Origin of the sequence: Rhodococcus sp. PSBB066, from assembly GCF_017068255.1 — a bacterium.
GTDB classification, from domain to species: domain Bacteria; phylum Actinomycetota; class Actinomycetes; order Mycobacteriales; family Mycobacteriaceae; genus Rhodococcus; species Rhodococcus aetherivorans.
This window is the reverse complement of the sequence record NZ_CP070859.1, coordinates 5,912,648-5,927,839: the sequence shown is the minus strand read 5'-3', so window position 1 is coordinate 5,927,839 and position 15,192 is coordinate 5,912,648. Positions and strand designations below refer to the sequence as shown.

13 protein-coding genes are annotated in these 15,192 nt (G+C 69.9%); 4 read left to right on the top strand and 9 right to left on the bottom strand.

Annotated features, from left to right (window positions below; genetic code table 11):
* The first annotated feature begins 55 nt into the window (after positions 1 to 55).
* Both JYA75_RS27065 and JYA75_RS27060 read left to right on the top strand, forming a co-directional pair.
* Positions 56 to 949: a phosphoribosylaminoimidazolesuccinocarboxamide synthase gene (locus tag JYA75_RS27065; protein WP_006931941.1), complete on the top strand. Its 894-nt coding sequence runs from the start codon at positions 56 to 58 to the stop codon at positions 947 to 949.
* Positions 946 to 3,087 (top strand): S9 family peptidase, encoded by a 2,142-nt coding sequence (locus tag JYA75_RS27060; RefSeq protein ID WP_037201420.1) that lies wholly within the window; start codon positions 946 to 948, stop codon positions 3,085 to 3,087. The genes JYA75_RS27065 and JYA75_RS27060 overlap by 4 nt, the downstream gene beginning before the upstream one ends.
* 75 nt (positions 3,088 to 3,162) lie before the next feature.
* Here JYA75_RS27060 and JYA75_RS27055 read toward each other — a convergent pair whose 3' ends face one another.
* Both JYA75_RS27055 and JYA75_RS27050 read right to left on the bottom strand, forming a co-directional pair.
* Positions 3,163 to 3,852, bottom strand: a complete 690-nt coding sequence (locus JYA75_RS27055) for a response regulator (protein ID WP_006931945.1) — start codon at positions 3,850 to 3,852, stop codon at positions 3,163 to 3,165.
* Complete coding sequence (locus JYA75_RS27050; RefSeq protein WP_037201423.1) at positions 3,849 to 5,405, bottom strand: sensor histidine kinase; 1,557 nt, start codon at positions 5,403 to 5,405, stop codon at positions 3,849 to 3,851. The genes JYA75_RS27055 and JYA75_RS27050 overlap by 4 nt, the downstream gene beginning before the upstream one ends.
* Positions 5,406 to 5,598: 193 nt before the next feature.
* Here JYA75_RS27050 and JYA75_RS27045 point away from each other — a divergent pair, with 193 nt between their 5' ends.
* Complete coding sequence (locus JYA75_RS27045; RefSeq protein ID WP_006931951.1) at positions 5,599 to 7,005, top strand: C4-dicarboxylate transporter DctA; 1,407 nt, start codon at positions 5,599 to 5,601, stop codon at positions 7,003 to 7,005.
* A gap of 86 nt (positions 7,006 to 7,091) precedes the next feature.
* Here the strand turns inward: JYA75_RS27045 and JYA75_RS27040 are convergent, their stop codons facing one another.
* From JYA75_RS27040 to JYA75_RS27015, 6 genes are all read right to left on the bottom strand, one after another.
* On the bottom strand, positions 7,092 to 8,138 hold the full coding sequence (locus JYA75_RS27040) for a nucleoside hydrolase (protein ID WP_102800108.1): 1,047 nt from the start codon (positions 8,136 to 8,138) through the stop codon (positions 7,092 to 7,094).
* 120 nt (positions 8,139 to 8,258) lie between these two features.
* The gene (locus JYA75_RS27035) at positions 8,259 to 8,864 is read right to left on the bottom strand and encodes a TetR family transcriptional regulator (protein ID WP_006931956.1); all 606 of its coding nucleotides are present in this window, start codon (positions 8,862 to 8,864) and stop codon (positions 8,259 to 8,261) included.
* Between the two features lie 94 nt (positions 8,865 to 8,958).
* Entirely contained in the window at positions 8,959 to 9,876 is a 918-nt protein-coding gene (locus JYA75_RS27030) for a LysR substrate-binding domain-containing protein (protein ID WP_006931958.1), read from the bottom strand.
* A gap of 10 nt (positions 9,877 to 9,886) precedes the next feature.
* A complete protein-coding gene (gene ahpF, locus JYA75_RS27025; RefSeq protein WP_203329544.1) occupies positions 9,887 to 11,476 on the bottom strand; it encodes an alkyl hydroperoxide reductase subunit F in 1,590 nt (529 codons plus the stop codon).
* A gap of 140 nt (positions 11,477 to 11,616) precedes the next feature.
* The gene (gene ahpC, locus JYA75_RS27020; RefSeq protein ID WP_050034622.1) at positions 11,617 to 12,180 is read right to left on the bottom strand and encodes an alkyl hydroperoxide reductase subunit C; all 564 of its coding nucleotides are present in this window, start codon (positions 12,178 to 12,180) and stop codon (positions 11,617 to 11,619) included.
* Positions 12,181 to 12,378: 198 nt separating this feature from the next.
* Positions 12,379 to 13,464 (bottom strand): alkene reductase, encoded by a 1,086-nt coding sequence (locus tag JYA75_RS27015; protein ID WP_203329543.1) that lies wholly within the window; start codon positions 13,462 to 13,464, stop codon positions 12,379 to 12,381.
* Positions 13,465 to 13,577: 113 nt separating this feature from the next.
* Between JYA75_RS27015 and JYA75_RS27010 the strand changes: the two genes are divergently transcribed.
* The gene (locus tag JYA75_RS27010; RefSeq protein WP_006931970.1) at positions 13,578 to 14,324 is read left to right on the top strand and encodes a Mut7-C RNAse domain-containing protein; all 747 of its coding nucleotides are present in this window, start codon (positions 13,578 to 13,580) and stop codon (positions 14,322 to 14,324) included.
* A 24-nt stretch (positions 14,325 to 14,348) separates the two neighbouring features.
* Here the strand turns inward: JYA75_RS27010 and JYA75_RS27005 are convergent, their stop codons facing one another.
* Positions 14,349 to 15,053 carry a GAF and ANTAR domain-containing protein gene (locus JYA75_RS27005; protein ID WP_206530702.1) on the bottom strand — a complete coding sequence of 235 codons (705 nt, stop codon included), beginning with the start codon at positions 15,051 to 15,053 and terminating at the stop codon, positions 14,349 to 14,351.
* Positions 15,054 to 15,192: the final 139 nt, after the last annotated feature.

Below are 15,192 nucleotides of genomic sequence, written 5' to 3'. Positions count from 1 at the left end.
CCGGCGATCGGACGGGGGTGCGGTGCAGGTCGGCGCGGCGCACTAGGGTGGCAGCGTGCGTCCATCACTCCAGTCCTACCCCCACCTCGCCGGCGGCAAGGTCCGGGACCTGTATGTCATAGACGACGAGCACCTGCTCCTCGTGGCCAGCGACCGGATCTCGGCATACGACCACGTGCTCGACACCCCGATCCCCGACAAGGGCCGGGTGCTCACCGCGATGAGCGTGTTCTTCTTCAACCTGCTCGAGGTGAACCACCACCTCGCCGGGGAGCCCGACGACGAACGCATCCCCGCCGAGGTCCTCGGCCGCGCCCTCGTCGTCAAACGGCTGAAGATGGTGCCGATCGAGTGCGTGGCCCGCGGCTTCCTCACCGGGTCGGGCCTGCTCGACTACCGGAAGACCGGCGCGGTGTGCGGCGTCCCGCTGCCCGAGGGCCTCGTGGAGGCCAGTCAGCTGCCGGATCCGATCTTCACCCCGGCGAGCAAGGCCGAACTCGGCGACCACGACGAGAACATCACCTTCGAGGAGGTCGCCGACAAGGTCGGCGTGGATCTCGCCGTGAAGCTGCGCGAGGACACCCTCGACATCTACGGCCGTGCCGCGATGTACGCGGCGGACAAGGGCATCCTGCTCGCCGACACGAAGTTCGAGTTCGGCCTCGACGACGACGGCAACCTCATCCTCGCCGACGAAGTGCTCACCCCGGATTCGTCACGCTACTGGCCCGCCGAGGGCTACGAGCCCGGCAAGGTGCAGCCCAGCTTCGACAAGCAGTTCGTGCGCAACTGGCTGACGGGCCCCGAGTCCGGCTGGGACCGTGCGTCCGACACCCCGCCGCCGCCCCTGCCGCAGCACATCGTCGACGCCACCCGGGAGCGCTACATCGAAGCCTACGAACGGATCTCGGGCCTGTCGTTCGCCGACTGGTGGGGGCCGAGCGCATGACCCCGCCGATCGCCAAGCGGGTCCCGTCCGAGCGGGTCCATCACGGACACACCTTCGTCGACGAGTACGAGTGGCTCCGCGACAAGGAGAATCCCGAGGTCATCGCCCATCTCGAGGCCGAGAACGCGTGGACCGAGAAGCAGACCGCGCATCTGGCGCCGCTGCGGGAGCGGATCTTCGAGGAGATCAAGTCCCGCACGCAGGAAACCGACATGTCGGTGCCCACCCGCATGGGGGACTGGTGGTACTACGCCCGTACCGTCGAGGGCAAGCAGTACAGCATCCAGTGCCGCTGTCCGATCGCCGACCCCGACGACTGGAATCCGCCGGAGCTGGCGCCGGGTGTGGAACTGCCGGGCGAGCAGGTGCTGCTCGACGGCAACGTCGAGGCGGCCGGGCACGAGTTCTTCTCCCTCGGCGCGTTCTCGATCAGCCACGACGGGACGCTGCTCGCGTACTCGGTCGACGTCGTCGGCGACGAGCGCTACACGCTGCGGTTCAAGAACCTCGGCACCGGCGAGCTGCTCGCCGACGAGATCCCCGGGACCGCACCCGGCGCGACGTGGGCGATCGACCACAGCCACATCTTCTACCTCACCGTGGACGAGTCGTGGCGGCCGGACACAGTATGGCGGCACCGTCTCGGCACGTCCCACACCGAGGACGTCAAGGTCTTCCACGAGCCCGACGAGCGGTACTGGGTGTCGGTGGGTACCACCCGCAGCGAGAAGTATCTGATGATCTGGGTGGGATCCAAGATCACCACCGAGGGCTGGGTGCTCGAATCCGCGGATCCCACCGGCGAATTCCGGGTGTTGCTGCCGCGCCGCGAGGGCGTCGAGTACGGCGCCGAGCATGCCGTCATCGGCGGCGAGGACCGGTTCCTGGTCATGCACAACGACGTCGTCGAGGTGGTGAACGACGCGACGGGGGAGATCACCCGCGAGAAGGCGGAGAACTTCGTCCTCGCCGAGGCGCCCGTGGACGATCCGTCGGCGCTGCGCACTCTCATCGGGCACCGGCACGACGTGCGTCTCGAGGACGTCGACGCGTTCGCCGGGCACCTCGTTCTCGGGTACCGGCGGGAGGCGCTGACCCGGCTCGCGGTGTGGCCGCTGACCGCCGACGGCTACGGCGAGCTGACCGAACTCGAGTTCGACGAGGAGCTCTTCGCCGTCGGCCCGGGTGCGAATCCGGAATGGCACCAGCCGATGCTGCGGCTCGGCTTCACGTCGTTCATCACCCCCAGCCGGGTCTACGACTACGTCGTGGATTCGGGAGAGCTGTTGCTGCGCAAGGCCCAGCCGGTGCTCGGTGACTTCGACCCGTCGAACTACGAACAGCGCCGGGACTGGGCGGTGGCCGAGGACGGCACCCGTATCCCGCTGTCGATCGTGACCCGCAAGGGCACGCCCGAGAACTCGCCGGCGCTGCTCTACGGTTACGGGTCGTACGAGGCCAGCATCGACCCCGGTTTCTCGGTGGCGCGCCTGTCGCTCCTCGACCGGGGCATGGTCTTCGCGGTGGCGCACGTGCGGGGCGGCGGCGAGATGGGCCGGCACTGGTACGAGAACGGCAAGACGCTGGCGAAGAAGAACACCTTCACCGACTTCGTCGCCTGCGCACGGCACCTGATCGACGCCGGTGTCACCGGCCCGGACCGGCTCGTCGCCGACGGCGGCAGCGCGGGTGGCCTGTTGATGGGCGCGGTGGCGAACCTGGCGCCGGAGCTGTTCGCCGGGATCCTTGCGAACGTGCCGTTCGTCGACCCGCTCACGTCGATCCTCGATCCGTCGCTGCCGCTGACGGTGATCGAATGGGACGAGTGGGGAAACCCCCTCGACAACCCCGAGGTGTACGAGTACATGCGCTCGTACAGCCCGTACGAGAACGTCGAGGCGAAGGACTACCCGGCGATCCTCGCGATCACCAGCCTCAACGACACCCGGGTGCTCTACGTCGAGCCGGCCAAGTGGGTGGCCAAGCTGCGCGCCACCAAGACCGGTGACGCCCCGTTGCTGCTCAAGACGGAGATGAGCGCCGGCCACGGCGGCGTGTCCGGCCGGTACGAGAAGTGGCGCGAGGTGGCCTTCGAGTTCGCGTGGGTGCTCGAGACCTCCGGGGCATACCGCGGCTGAGAACCGCCGGGGCCGAATGTCACACGCGTTCGATGTAAACGACACGGTGTGACATTCGGCCACAACGGCCGCCGCTCAGCGCGGGGCGTAGCGGATCTGCGGACGGCCGGCACGGCCGTACTCGGTGTGCCGGGAGGCGACGCCGTCGTCGGCCAGGCGCTCCAGATACCGCCACGCCGTCACCCGGGACACGCCCACCGCGCTGCCCACCTCGGCGGCCGTCAGCGGGCGCGACGCGTCCCGCAGGCACCGGGCCACCGCATCGAGGGTTTGCGGCGCAACGCCTTTCGGGGACGAGGCGCGCGGATCGGAGGTCCGCAGCGCAGCCATCGCCCGGTCGATGTCGTGCTGGCCGGTGGCCGTGCCCGACGCGCCGAGCGCGTCGCGGTAGGCCAGGTAGTGGTCGAGCTTGTCGCTCAGGGCCGCGAATGTGAACGGCTTGAGCAGATACAGCACGATGCCCCGGGCGACGGCGGTGCGGACGACCTCGAGGTCGCGGGCGGAGGTGACGGCGATGATGTCCGGGCTCGGGCGGATCCCGCTCATCGCTGCAGCCACGTCGAGGCCGCTCATGTCGGGCAGGCCGATGTCCAGCAACACCAGATCCACCGGCTCGGCGGTCCGCGCGGCGTCGGCGACGGCGCGCAGCGCGGCCTGCCCGGTGTTGGCGACGGCGACGACCCTGAACTGCGGCAGCCGATCGACGTAGGCGCGGTGGGCATCGGCGATGCGGGGCTCGTCCTCCACGACGAGGACGCGAATCATCGTGCGCCGCCTCCGTGCTCGGCCTGCAGGGGGATCTCCGCGACGACCATCGAACCCAGCGACGGTTCGGTCCGCAGAGTGCCGCGGTGCCGCGCCACCACCTGCGCGACGAGGGCCAGGCCCAGGCCGTGGTGGTCCGCCTTCGTGGAGTAGCCCCGCGCCATGGCACGGGCGAGGGTTTCCGGCGACATCCCCGGCCCGCTGTCCGCCACCTCGACGATCATGTTCGAATCATCCTGCCGTATCGTCACTTCCACCCAGGGCTCGTCGACGGCCCGCGCGGCGTCGATGGCGTTGTCCACCAGGTTGCCGACGAGCGTCACCAGGTCCCGGGTGCCGAGCGGCGTCGCGCCCAGTGCGGTGTCGTCGGTGACTGTCAGCTCCACGCCGCGCTCGGCGGCGTCGTTGATCTTCCCCAGCAGCAGGGCGACCAGCGCGGGTTCCTGCACCGACGCGGTGAGCCGGTCGATGAGCTGCTGCGACAGGCGTAGCTCCTCCGTCGCGAACGCGACCGCCTCCTCGGGGCGTCCCAGTTCGACCATCGTGACGATGGTGTGCAGCCGGTTCGCCGACTCGTGCGCCTGCGCGCGCAGCGCGTCGGCGAATCCGCGCACCGAGTCCAGTTCGCCCAGCACCCTCCGCAATTCGGTGCGATCCCGCAACGTCATCACCGTGGCGATCCGTCGGTCCTCCCACTGCACCGGGCTGCGGTCGACGACCAGGACGCGGTCCTCGGTGAGAAGTACGTCGCCGCGGGCGTCCGGGTCCGAGCCGGCCACCCGCAGCGCCTCGGGCAGGTCCTCCGTCGTGACCGGGCCGTCGCCGAGGCCGAGCAGGCGCCGCGCCTCGTCGTTGACGACCTCCACACGTGCGGGCTCGTCGGTGCCGAGCACGATCAGGCCCTCGCCGATCGCGTGGAGGACCGCGTCGTGGTGCTCGTAGAGCCGGCGCAGCTCGTCCGGTGCGAGTCCGAGGGTCTGGCGGCGCAGGCGCCGGCTGACGAGCACGGCGCCGGCGGCCGCGACGGCCAGGGCCGCGGCCGACAGGCCCAGGAGGGCGGGCAGCCCACGGGCGAACTGGTCGGCGACCTTCGCGCGGGTGACGCCGACGGCGACCAGGCCGACGACGCGTTCGTCGTCGAGGATCGGCGCCACCGCCCGGATGGACGGGCCGAGCGAGCCGGCGTAGGTCTCGGTGAACGCGGTGCCGGCGAGGGCCGGTTCGATGTTGCCGCTGAACGGCAGACCGATCATCGCGGGGTCGGTGTGGGTGTACCGGGTCCGGTCCGGCGCCATCACCACGATGAAGTCGGTGCCCGTCGCCTCCCGGATCCGTTCGGTGCGCGGTTGCAGCACCGCGGTCGGGTCCGGCGTGCGCAGCGCCGCGGCCGTCGAGTCGGACCCGGCCAGGGATTCGGCGATGGCGAGGACGGTGCGGCGGGTGGCGTCGTCGCTGTCGCGGCGCTCGTCGATCCCGACGAGGACGGTACCTGCGGCGATGACCAGGGCGAGCACAGCCAGCTGCAGCACCAGCAGCTGACGTGCCACGCTCATCGACGGCCGGTGCGCGGTCGGCGGCACGGACGTACTCCTTCCGGATGCCGGTGGGTCCGCCTCGTGAGCGCGACATCACCTGAACGAAATGAACGCAATCTTCACCGGGTGAGGCTGCGCTACCACCATTTCTATCAGGAACGTGACCGCGATCACGAAGTCCCCCGAAACGTCCCATCCGAGAGGATCCGCCATGAGCACGTCCACAGACTCCCGGCCACCCGGTGCCAAGTCGCCGGCCAAGCGCAAAGACCGGACGCACTGGCTCTACGTCGGTGTCATCGTGGCGGTGGTGGCCGGCGTCCTCGTCGGCTGGCTCGCCCCGGACGTCGCCAAGTCGTTCGGCGTCCTCGGTACGATGTTCGTCGATCTCATCAAGATGATGATCAGCCCGGTCATCTTCTGCACGATCGTCCTCGGCATCGGCTCGGTGCGGGCCGCCGCCAGCGTCGGCAAGGTCGGCGGCCTGGCGATGGTGTACTTCCTCGGCATGTCCACCGTCGCGCTCGCTATCGGCCTGGGGGTGGGTAACCTGCTCGATCCGGGCAGCGGCCTGAACCTCTCTCCGGAGACCGCCGGCACCGGTGCCGCGCTGGCCGACAAGGCCCACGCCGCGGGCGGGACCATGGACTTCATCGCGTCGATCATCCCCACGTCGCTGCTGTCGGCGCTGACCGAGGGCAGCGTGCTGCAGACCCTGTTCGTCGCACTGCTGGTCGGCTTCGCGCTGCAGGCCCTCGGGAAGACCGGCGAGCCGGTCCTGCGAGGCATCGGCTACGTGCAGAAGCTCGTGTTCAAGATCCTGTCGATGATCCTGTGGCTCGCTCCGATCGGTGCCTTCGGCGCCATCGCCAACGTGGTCGGGCAGACCGGTCTCGGCGCGGTCGTCCAGCTCGGCACCCTCATGATCGGGTTCTACCTCACCTGCGTGCTGTTCGTGTTCGGTGTGCTGGGCTCCCTGCTGCGCATGGTGTCCGGGGTGTCGATCTTCAAGCTGGTCAAGTACCTGGCCCGCGAATACCTGCTGATCTTCGCGACGTCCTCGTCCGAGTCCGCGCTGCCCCGGCTCATCGCGAAGATGGAGCACGTCGGTGTCGAGCGCACCACCGTCGGCGTCGTGGTCCCCACCGGCTACTCGTTCAACCTGGACGGCACCGCCATCTACCTGACGATGGCCTCGCTCTTCATCGCCGATGCGCTCGGTTCGCCGCTGTCCCTGGCCGAGCAGCTCTCCCTGCTGGTGTTCATGATCGTCGCGTCGAAGGGCGCGGCCGGAGTGAGCGGCGCGGGCCTGGCCACGCTCGCCGGCGGCCTGCAGAGCCACCGTCCGGAGCTGCTCGACGGCGTCGGCCTCATCGTCGGCATCGACCGGTTCATGTCCGAGGCGCGCGCGGTCACCAACTTCTCCGGCAACGCCGTCGCCACCCTGCTGGTGGGAACGTGGACCGGCACCGTCGACCGCGGCCGCGTCCGCGACGTCCTCGCCGGCCGCATCCCGTTCGACGAGGAGACCATGGTCGACGACGGCCACGGTCCGGTCGCCGAGCCGAAGCCGGCCGTCGCCGCCGAGCCGGAAGAGAAGGTGCTGGCACGCGCCTGACCCGCCTCCGCGAAACCCCTTGTGGCCGAATGTCACACCGGTTCGATCAGATCGAGCCGGTGTGACATTCGGCCACAGGCGTTCGGTCAGACGTGCGTCCGGGACAGCGCGGCGAGGTGCGCCCCGACCCGCTCGACGAGGTGGTCGAAGAACAGCGGCGGGTCGGTGGCGACGACGATCTCGGCGTTCGGTTGCCGGCCCCACATGCCGGACCAGTCGGCGACGGTGGTGCCGCGGGTGAGCCGGCCGTCGAGTTCGACGTCGACCGTCGCCGGACGGGTGGTGACGGGCACCGCTCCCAGGGCGACCGCCGCCGCGAACGGATCGTGGACGTGTGCCAGGAAACCCTGATCCTGATCGCGGTGGAATTCCATGTAGAAGCGCAGGGCGTCGGACAGGTACCGCACGACCGGGTGGGACGCCTCCGAGCGCAGTCCGCGCGGATCGTCCGGCGAGAGGATTTCGGCCGGCACGCTCCCCGCGGTCTCGGCGAGCCGTCGCAGGTGTTCGGGTCGCATCGCGATGGACTCGGTGGTGTCGAGCGAGCACACGATCGGCCGACGGCCGGGCTCGACCGCGGAGAACGCGTCGAACACCGCCTTCGCGGCCTCGGGGTCCACCGCGACGTTCCACTCGGAGGTGGGTGTGGTGTTGCCCGGGTAGTTGAACGCCCCGCCCATCACGACCAGACGACGCAACCGGTGGGGGAGTTCCGGGTCGAGCCGGACCGCCAGTGCGAGATTGGTGAGCGGACCGGTGACGAGCCCGACGAGTTCGCCGGGGTGGGCGCGGGTCAGCTCCACCCATGCCTCGGCGGCGCTGCGGCCCGACGGGCCGCGTCCGGGGGCGGGCAGGTCGGCGTAACCGACGCCGCGCGGGCCGTGCGTGTCCTCGGTGGTCATCAGCGGCGCGACGAGCGGGGCCTCGGAGCCGACGGCGACCTCGATGTCCGGCCGGCCGCACACCTGCAGCCACGCCAGGTTGTTCGTGGTGACCTGCTGCACGGGCACGTTCCCCGCGGTGGAGAGCACCGCGACGAGCTCCGCGTCCGGACTCGCCAGCAGGTAGAGCAGGGCGAGTGCATCGTCGATGCCGGTGTCGACGTCGGCGACGAGGCGGGTGGGTTCGGGCACCCGCCCATCCTGCAGTACGCGGCCGCGGCCCGGAACGGTCGGGGCGGGCCGGATGGGTGTGGATGCCGACCACACCGCGGACGGACGGCCGATCGCGGCTCGGGCAGTGCGATTGCGGTCTCAGCCGACGATGCGCCGCAACTCCTCGCGGCAGCGGCGGTAGACCTCCACCGGTTCCGCGGCCTCGCCCGCGAGGGCGAGTTCGCCCCAACGCTCCCAGCTCGTGCGCCACACGGCCACGGCCGTCTCGGCGACCAGCAGGATCGTCGCCGGGTCGTAGTGCGGGAGCTGTTCGGTCAGGCGGGCCCGGAGGCGGGACGTGAGGACCTGCTCCTGCGATGCGGCGAGCGCCTGCAGGTCGGGCTCTTTCGCCAGCAGGCGCGCGACGCGCCGGTGTTCCTCCAGGTCGGGGTCGGTCTCCCGGCTCATCACCGCCTCCGCGGCGGCCTCGACGCTTCTCAGGACGGCGGCGGGATCCGGGCCGGAGACCTCCAGGGCGTCGATCACCAGGAGCAGGCGGCGCTGTCCGGGCAGGGCGGCCTGCTCCTTGGAGGTGAAGTACCGGAAGAAGGTGCGGGCCGAGATGCCGACCCGGTCGGAGATCTGCTGGACGGTGGTCTCGCGGACGCCCTGTTCCTCGAACAACTCGAGGGCAGCCCGGTGGATCTCCTGGTGGGTGTCCAGGCGGCGCCGGGTCCGCAGATCGCGGGGGATGTCGACGTTCATGCGGTCCTTCCTCAGCCGGTGTCCTGCGATTATGACCACCTCCGTCGATGCCGGCGTGCGGGCGGCGACCCGGCCGTCGCCTCGGGTTGCCGGCTCAGGAGGGCGGTGTCGTGTCGACCAGGCCGGCGGGGAGCTGGCGGAACATCTCGGCGAGCTGAGGCAGGAAGTCGCGGAAGCCGCTGCTCTTGCGCCAGAACATGCCGATGCGGCGATGCGGGACGGGATCTTCGAAGCGCAGCAGCCGGATGTCCGGCGGCTGGGTGACCGGGGTGGTGACGGCCAGGCGGGGCAACAGTGTCACCCCGACCCCGGCGATCACCATCTGACGCAGGGTCTCCAGGCTCGTCGCCCGGAAGCCGTTGCGTTCGGCGGCTCCGGTCAACCGGCACACCTCGAGGGCTTGGTCCCGCAGGCAGTGACCGTCCTCGAGCAACAGAAGGCTCTCGTCCGCGATCACCGACATAGGGGCAGGTTCGGCCGTGGCGGCCAGCGGATGCGTGGCCGGGACGGCGAGCACGAAGTCCTCGGAGAACAGGTACTCCTGGTGCAGGTGTTCGTCGTTGACCGGGAGCGCCAGCACGGCGACGTCGAGGTCGCCGCCGCGGAGCCGCTCGAGGAGGTCCTCGGTCTTCTCCTCGATCAACAGCAGTTCGAGGTCGGGGAACCTCGCCCGCACCTTCGGCACGACATGGGGGAGCAGGTACGGCGCGAGGGTCGGGAACAGGCCGATGCGGAGCGTGCCCGACTCCGGGTCGGAGGACTGCCGGGCGATCTCGCGAATGTTCGCCGTCTCGCTCAGAATGATCCGGGCCCGCTCCACGATCTGCCGGCCCGCGTCGGTCAGGGTGATCTGACGCGGGCTCCGCTCGACGAGTTCGACGCCGAGTTCCTGTTCGAGCTTGCGGATCTGGGTCGACAGCGTCGGCTGACTGACGTAACAGGCCTCCGCCGCCCGGCCGAAGTGGCGGTGATGCGCCACCGCGGCCAGGTACTCGAGATCACGCAGGTTCACGAGGGACGAACTATCGGACGACCGCGGCGACCGAGTCCTCGGCCGGGGCGCTGGTGCGGATGAGATGGTCGAACGCGCCGAGCGCTGCCGTCGCTCCGGCGCCGGCGGCGATGATGATCTGCTTGTACGGCACCGTGGTGCAGTCGCCGGCGGCGAACACGCCGGGCACCGAGGTCTGGCCGCGGTCGTCGACGACGATCTCGCCGCGCGGCGACAGCTCGATCGTCCCGGTGAGCCACTCGGTGTTGGGCAGCAGGCCGATCTGGACGAAGATGCCCTCCAGTTCGAGCGTGTGCGCGGTCTCGGTGGTGCGGTCCTGATAGGTCAGGCCGGTGACCTTGTGGCCGTCGCCGAGGACCTCGGTGGTCAGCGCGCTGACGACGATGTCGACGTTCGGCAGGCTGCGCAGCTTGCGCTGCAGCACCTCGTCGGCGCGCAGCGCCGAGTCGAACTCGAGGAGCGTGACGTGCGCGACGACGCCGGCGAGATCGATCGCGGCCTCGACGCCGGAGTTGCCGCCGCCGATCACGGCGACGCGCTTGCCCTTGAACAGCGGTCCGTCGCAGTGCGGGCAGTAGGTCACGCCCTTGTTCCGGTACTCGGTCTCGCCGGGCACGTTCATCGAACGCCACCGTGCACCCGTGGACAGGATCACGCTGCGGGCGAGCAGGGAGGCGCCGCTCTCGAGCTCGACCTCGACGAGGCCGCCCTCGGTCGCAGGCACGAGCTTCGCCGCGCGCTGCACGTTCATGATGTCGACGTCGTACTGGCGGACGTGGTTGTCGAGTGCGGCGCCGAGCTTGGGGCCTTCGGTGTAGGGCACGGAGACGAAATTCTCGATCGCCATCGTGTCGAGCACCTGGCCGCCGAAGCGCTCGGCGACGACACCGGTGCGAATACCCTTGCGGGCGGCGTAGATCGCGGCCGCGGCACCGGCCGGGCCGCCGCCGACGACGAGCACGTCGAACGGGTCCTTCTCGTCGATCGCGGCCGCCGCCCGGTCCGCGGCGCCGGTGTCGAGCTTGCCGATGATCTGCTCGAGGCTCATGCGGCCCGAGTCGAACAGCTCGCCGTTGAGGTACACCGTCGGCACGGCCATCACCTGACGTCCGTCGACCTCGTCCTGGAACAGGGCGCCGTCGATCGCGACGTGCTTGATGCGCGGGTTGAGCACGCACATCAGGTTCAGGGCCTGCACGACGTCGGGACAGTTCTGGCAGGACAACGAGAAGTAGGTCTCGAAATGCAGCTCGCCGTCCAGGTCTCGCACCTGCTGCTGCAGCTCCTCGGGCTCCTTCGACGGGTAACCGCCGACCTGGAGCAGTGCAAGCGCGAGCGAGGTGAACTCGTGGCCCAGCGGGATGCCGGCGAAGCGGACCTCGATGTCGGTGCCGACGCGGCGCACCGCGAAGGACGGGCGACGCGCGTCGTCGTCGCGACGCTCGTAGGTGACCTTGTCCGACATCGCCGCGATCTCGGTGAGCAGTTCGGCGAGTTCGGCGGACTTGGGTCCGTCGTCGAGGGAGGACACGAGCTCGATCGGCAGGGTCAGCCGCTTGAGGAGGGACTTCAGTTGGCCGGCAAGCGAGGCTTCGAGCATAGGGATCTACTCCATCGACGGGGCGGAACGGTGATCGGGGCGAAGGGAACTGCGCCGGGTGGTTCGGCGCTCCGGGGGTGGCGCGGGGTCCGGCGGACCGGACCCCGCGCCGCACTACCGGGGTGTCGAATCCGGGTGCGTCAGATCTTGCCCACGAGGTCCAGCGACGGGGCGAGGGTGTCGTCGCCCTCTTCCCACTTGGCCGGGCAGACCTCGCCCGGGTGCGACCGGACGTACTGGGCGGCCTTGACCTTGCGGACGAGTTCGGCGGCGTTGCGGCCGATGCCCTCCGCGGTGACCTCGGTGAACTGGATGATGCCGTCCGGGTCGACGAGGAAGGTGCCGCGGTCGGCCAGGCCCTCGTTCTCACGCAGCACCTCGAAGTTGGTGCTGATCTGCAGGGTCGGGTCGCCGATCATGGCGTACTTGATCTTGCCGATGGTCTCGGACGAGTCGTGCCACGCCTTGTGCGTGAAGTGGGTGTCGGTGGAGACCGAGAAGACCTCGACGCCGAGCTTCTGCAGCTCCTCGTAGTGGTCGGCCAGGTCGCCGAGCTCCGTCGGGCAGACGAAGGTGAAGTCGGCCGGGTAGAAGAAGAAGATCGCCCACTTGCCCTTGATGTCCTCGTCGGACACGGAGACGAAGCCGCCCTCCTGGTAGGCGGTCGCGGAGAAGGGCTTGATCTGCTTGTTGATCAGGGCCACGTTGAACCTCTGTTCGGTCGATATGGGTTTCTGACGTTGTGAACACTAACGACTTTCGATAGATAATGCCAATCGACCGGTCTGATTCGATTGATAGTCTGCATCTATCGGTATGATTGGTCGCGCCCGTCACCGCACCATGAAGACGGCGAGAGTTGTTCTCTCCGCTGCCGAGCGGGGCCGGCGCAGCCCTGAGGCTCAGCCCGCCTGCAGGAACGGCAGGAACGGGTAGTCGGTGTAGCCCTCGGCGCCCGGCGAGTAGAACAACGCCGGCCGCAGCTCGTTCTCCGGGTGCTCGCCGTGCCAGCGCTCGACCAGATCGGGATTGGCGATGAGCGCCCGGCCCACCGCCACGGCGTCGGCATGGGCGGCCTCGATCAGCTGCACCGCCTCCGCACGGGTGGTCGGCGACGCGAAGCCGCTGTTGGCGATCAGCCTGCCGCCGAAACGCCGGCGCAGCTCCTGCACCAGCTCACCGGCCGGGTCCGCGTGCAGCACGGACAGGTAGGCCAGATTCAGCGGGCGCACCTGCTCGAGCAGGGTGCCGTAGGTGGCCAGGACGTCGTCCCGGTCGGTTTCGTAGGCGTCCTGGATGTTGTGCTCCGGCGAGATCCGCAGCCCGACCCGGCCGGCGCCGATGGCCGATGCCACCGCCGTGACCACCTCCACGACGAAACGGGCCCGGTTCTGCGGCGAACCGCCGTACTCGTCGGCGCGCTGATTGGCGGCCGGGGAGAGGAATTCGTGCAGCAGGTAGCCGTTGGCGCTGTGGATCTCCACGCCGTCCAGCCCGGCCTCGATCGCCCGGCGGGCCGCGGCGACGAAGTCCCCGATGATCGCCCGCGCCTCCTCCGTGGTCAGCGCGTGCGGCACCGGGTACGGCTGCTTGCCCTTCTCCGTGTGCCCCACACCGTCGATCGCGATCGCGCTCGGGGCGACGACCCGCCGGCCGCCGTTCACGTCGGGGTGCGTGACCCGGCCGCCGTGCATCACCTGCAGCACGATGCGGCCGCCGCGGTCGTGCACCGCCTCGGCCACCCGCCGCCAGCCGGCCACCTGCTCGCCGGTGACGATCCCCGGCTGGCCGACGAAGGCCTGCGATTCGTGGTTCACATAGGTGCCCTCGGCGATGATCAGCCCGGCACTCGCCCGCTGCCGGTAGTGCTCGACCACCAGGTCTCCGGGGACGCCGGAGGCGCCGGACCGCAGCCGGGTCAGTGGGGCCATGACAACGCGATTGGCGAGTTCGAGGTCTCCGAGGGTGACAGGTGTAAACAAATCCATGTCGGGCGCAACCGGGCTGGCGTACCCGCGATTCCCGAACGTGACCGACTGCGACCGGCGTCACGCCCGCCGCGGCGGTTGTGCCGGGTCATGCTGCGCGCGAAGATGGTCCGATGACCGGCCACGTCGAGGTCCGGGCGTACGCCGAGCTGAACGACTTCGTGGCGCCCGAGTCGCGGGGCATCGCGGTGCGGCGGCCGTTCCGTGCCCATCAGACGGTCAAGGACGTCGTCGAGGCGATGGGCATACCGCACACCGAGGTCGATCTGATCGTGGTCGACGGCGAGCCGGTGGATTTCGCGTACCGGCCGCACTCGGGCGCCCGCATAGCGGTCTATCCCTTGTTCGAGGCGCTCGACATCGAGCCGATCACCCGGCTGCGCCCGGTTCCCCTGCGTGACCCCCGGTTCGTGGTCGACGTCAACCTGGGCCGGCTGGCGCGCCTGCTCCGGTTGCTGGGGTTCGACGTGATCTGGACGTCCGACATGGACGACGCGGAGCTGGCGAGGATCGGGCGTGCGGATCAGCGGATCCTGCTGACCCGCGACCGGGGACTGCTCGAGCGTCGGGAGATCACCCACGGGCTGTTCGTGCACGCCGACCGCCCGCTCGAGCAGATCGTCGAGGTCGTCCGCCGGCTCGATCTCGCGGCGCGGTTCGCCCCGCTCACCCGGTGCCTGCGCTGCAACGGCCGGCTCGACCCGGTGCCCAAGGACGAGGTCCTCGATCGGCTCGAGCCGCTCACCCGCCGCTTCTACGACGAGTTCTCCCGGTGCACGGACTGCGGCCGCATCTACTGGGCCGGCTCGCATCACGGGAAGCTGGTCGCCCTCGTCCGGGAGATCGCGGCGGAGGTCTGACGTCCTCAGATGCGCACCTCGACGTCAGATGCGCAACCCGACGTCGACGATCGCCTGCGCGACGGCGCGCACCGGCGCCTGATGGCGGCGCGCGTAGGCGCGGATCAGCTCGAACGCCGCGGCCGGCGTGACGCCGCGGGCCTGGGCGGTGATGCCCTTGGCCTGCTCGACGACGATGCGGGTGTCGAGCGCGGTCTGCAGTTGCGCGGAGAGCTGCTCCTGCTGGCGCAGCTTGTCCGAGTTGACGATGTAGCCGGTGGCCATGTCGGCGAACACCTGCGCGGCGGCGAGCTCGTCGTCGGCCCATTCCCGGGGCTCGCGGCAGTAGAGGTCCAGGGCGCCGACCTTGACCTCGCCGAGCTGCATCGGGACACCGGCGACGGCGGCGATCTCCCGCCGTCGCGCCTCGGCGGCGAACTCCGGCCACAGATCGTCGCGGCGGCGCACATCGGAGACGGCGATGGTCTCGCCATGGGCGAAGGCGTGCGCGCACGGTCCGGCGGCGAATCGCTCCTGGCACCGCTCCATCGCTTCGATCTGTTCGCCGGCGGCGGTGACGAACCGGAGCCGGCCGTCGATGTGCAGAGTCACTCCCGCTCCCGACAGCTCGAGCACGGTGGTCACCTTGCGGACGACTGCGTCGAGGGCGGCGTCGACCTCGTACGGGGTGAGGAGGCGCTGCGCGAACTTCGACAGCGCAGCGACGAATTCCCTGTGCCGGTAGGCCATCACCACCCCCTGTGCCGCGCGGACGGGCCCAGTTTCCGTCGTCTGTACCGGAGTGTTCCCCGAAACGCCGAGATAATGCCGCGAAAGTCCGGATCCGGCCCGCTCCACGTCGCCGAGTGGCGTCGAGCGGCCGGATCCC

Coding starts and splice junctions, on each gene's coding strand:
- JYA75_RS27045 (WP_006931951.1), top strand. CDS start 5,599: ATGAGCACGTCCACAGACTCCCGGCCACCCGGTGCCAAGTCGCCGGCC.
- JYA75_RS27060 (WP_037201420.1), top strand. CDS start 946: ATGACCCCGCCGATCGCCAAGCGGGTCCCGTCCGAGCGGGTCCATCAC.
- JYA75_RS27015 (WP_203329543.1), bottom strand. CDS start 13,464: ATGGATTTGTTTACACCTGTCACCCTCGGAGACCTCGAACTCGCCAAT.
- JYA75_RS27005 (WP_206530702.1), bottom strand. CDS start 15,053: ATGGCCTACCGGCACAGGGAATTCGTCGCTGCGCTGTCGAAGTTCGCG.
- ahpF (WP_203329544.1), bottom strand. CDS start 11,476: ATGCTCGAAGCCTCGCTTGCCGGCCAACTGAAGTCCCTCCTCAAGCGG.
- JYA75_RS27010 (WP_006931970.1), top strand. CDS start 13,578: ATGACCGGCCACGTCGAGGTCCGGGCGTACGCCGAGCTGAACGACTTC.
- JYA75_RS27055 (WP_006931945.1), bottom strand. CDS start 3,852: ATGATTCGCGTCCTCGTCGTGGAGGACGAGCCCCGCATCGCCGATGCC.
- JYA75_RS27035 (WP_006931956.1), bottom strand. CDS start 8,864: ATGAACGTCGACATCCCCCGCGATCTGCGGACCCGGCGCCGCCTGGAC.
- JYA75_RS27050 (WP_037201423.1), bottom strand. CDS start 5,405: ATGAGCGTGGCACGTCAGCTGCTGGTGCTGCAGCTGGCTGTGCTCGCC.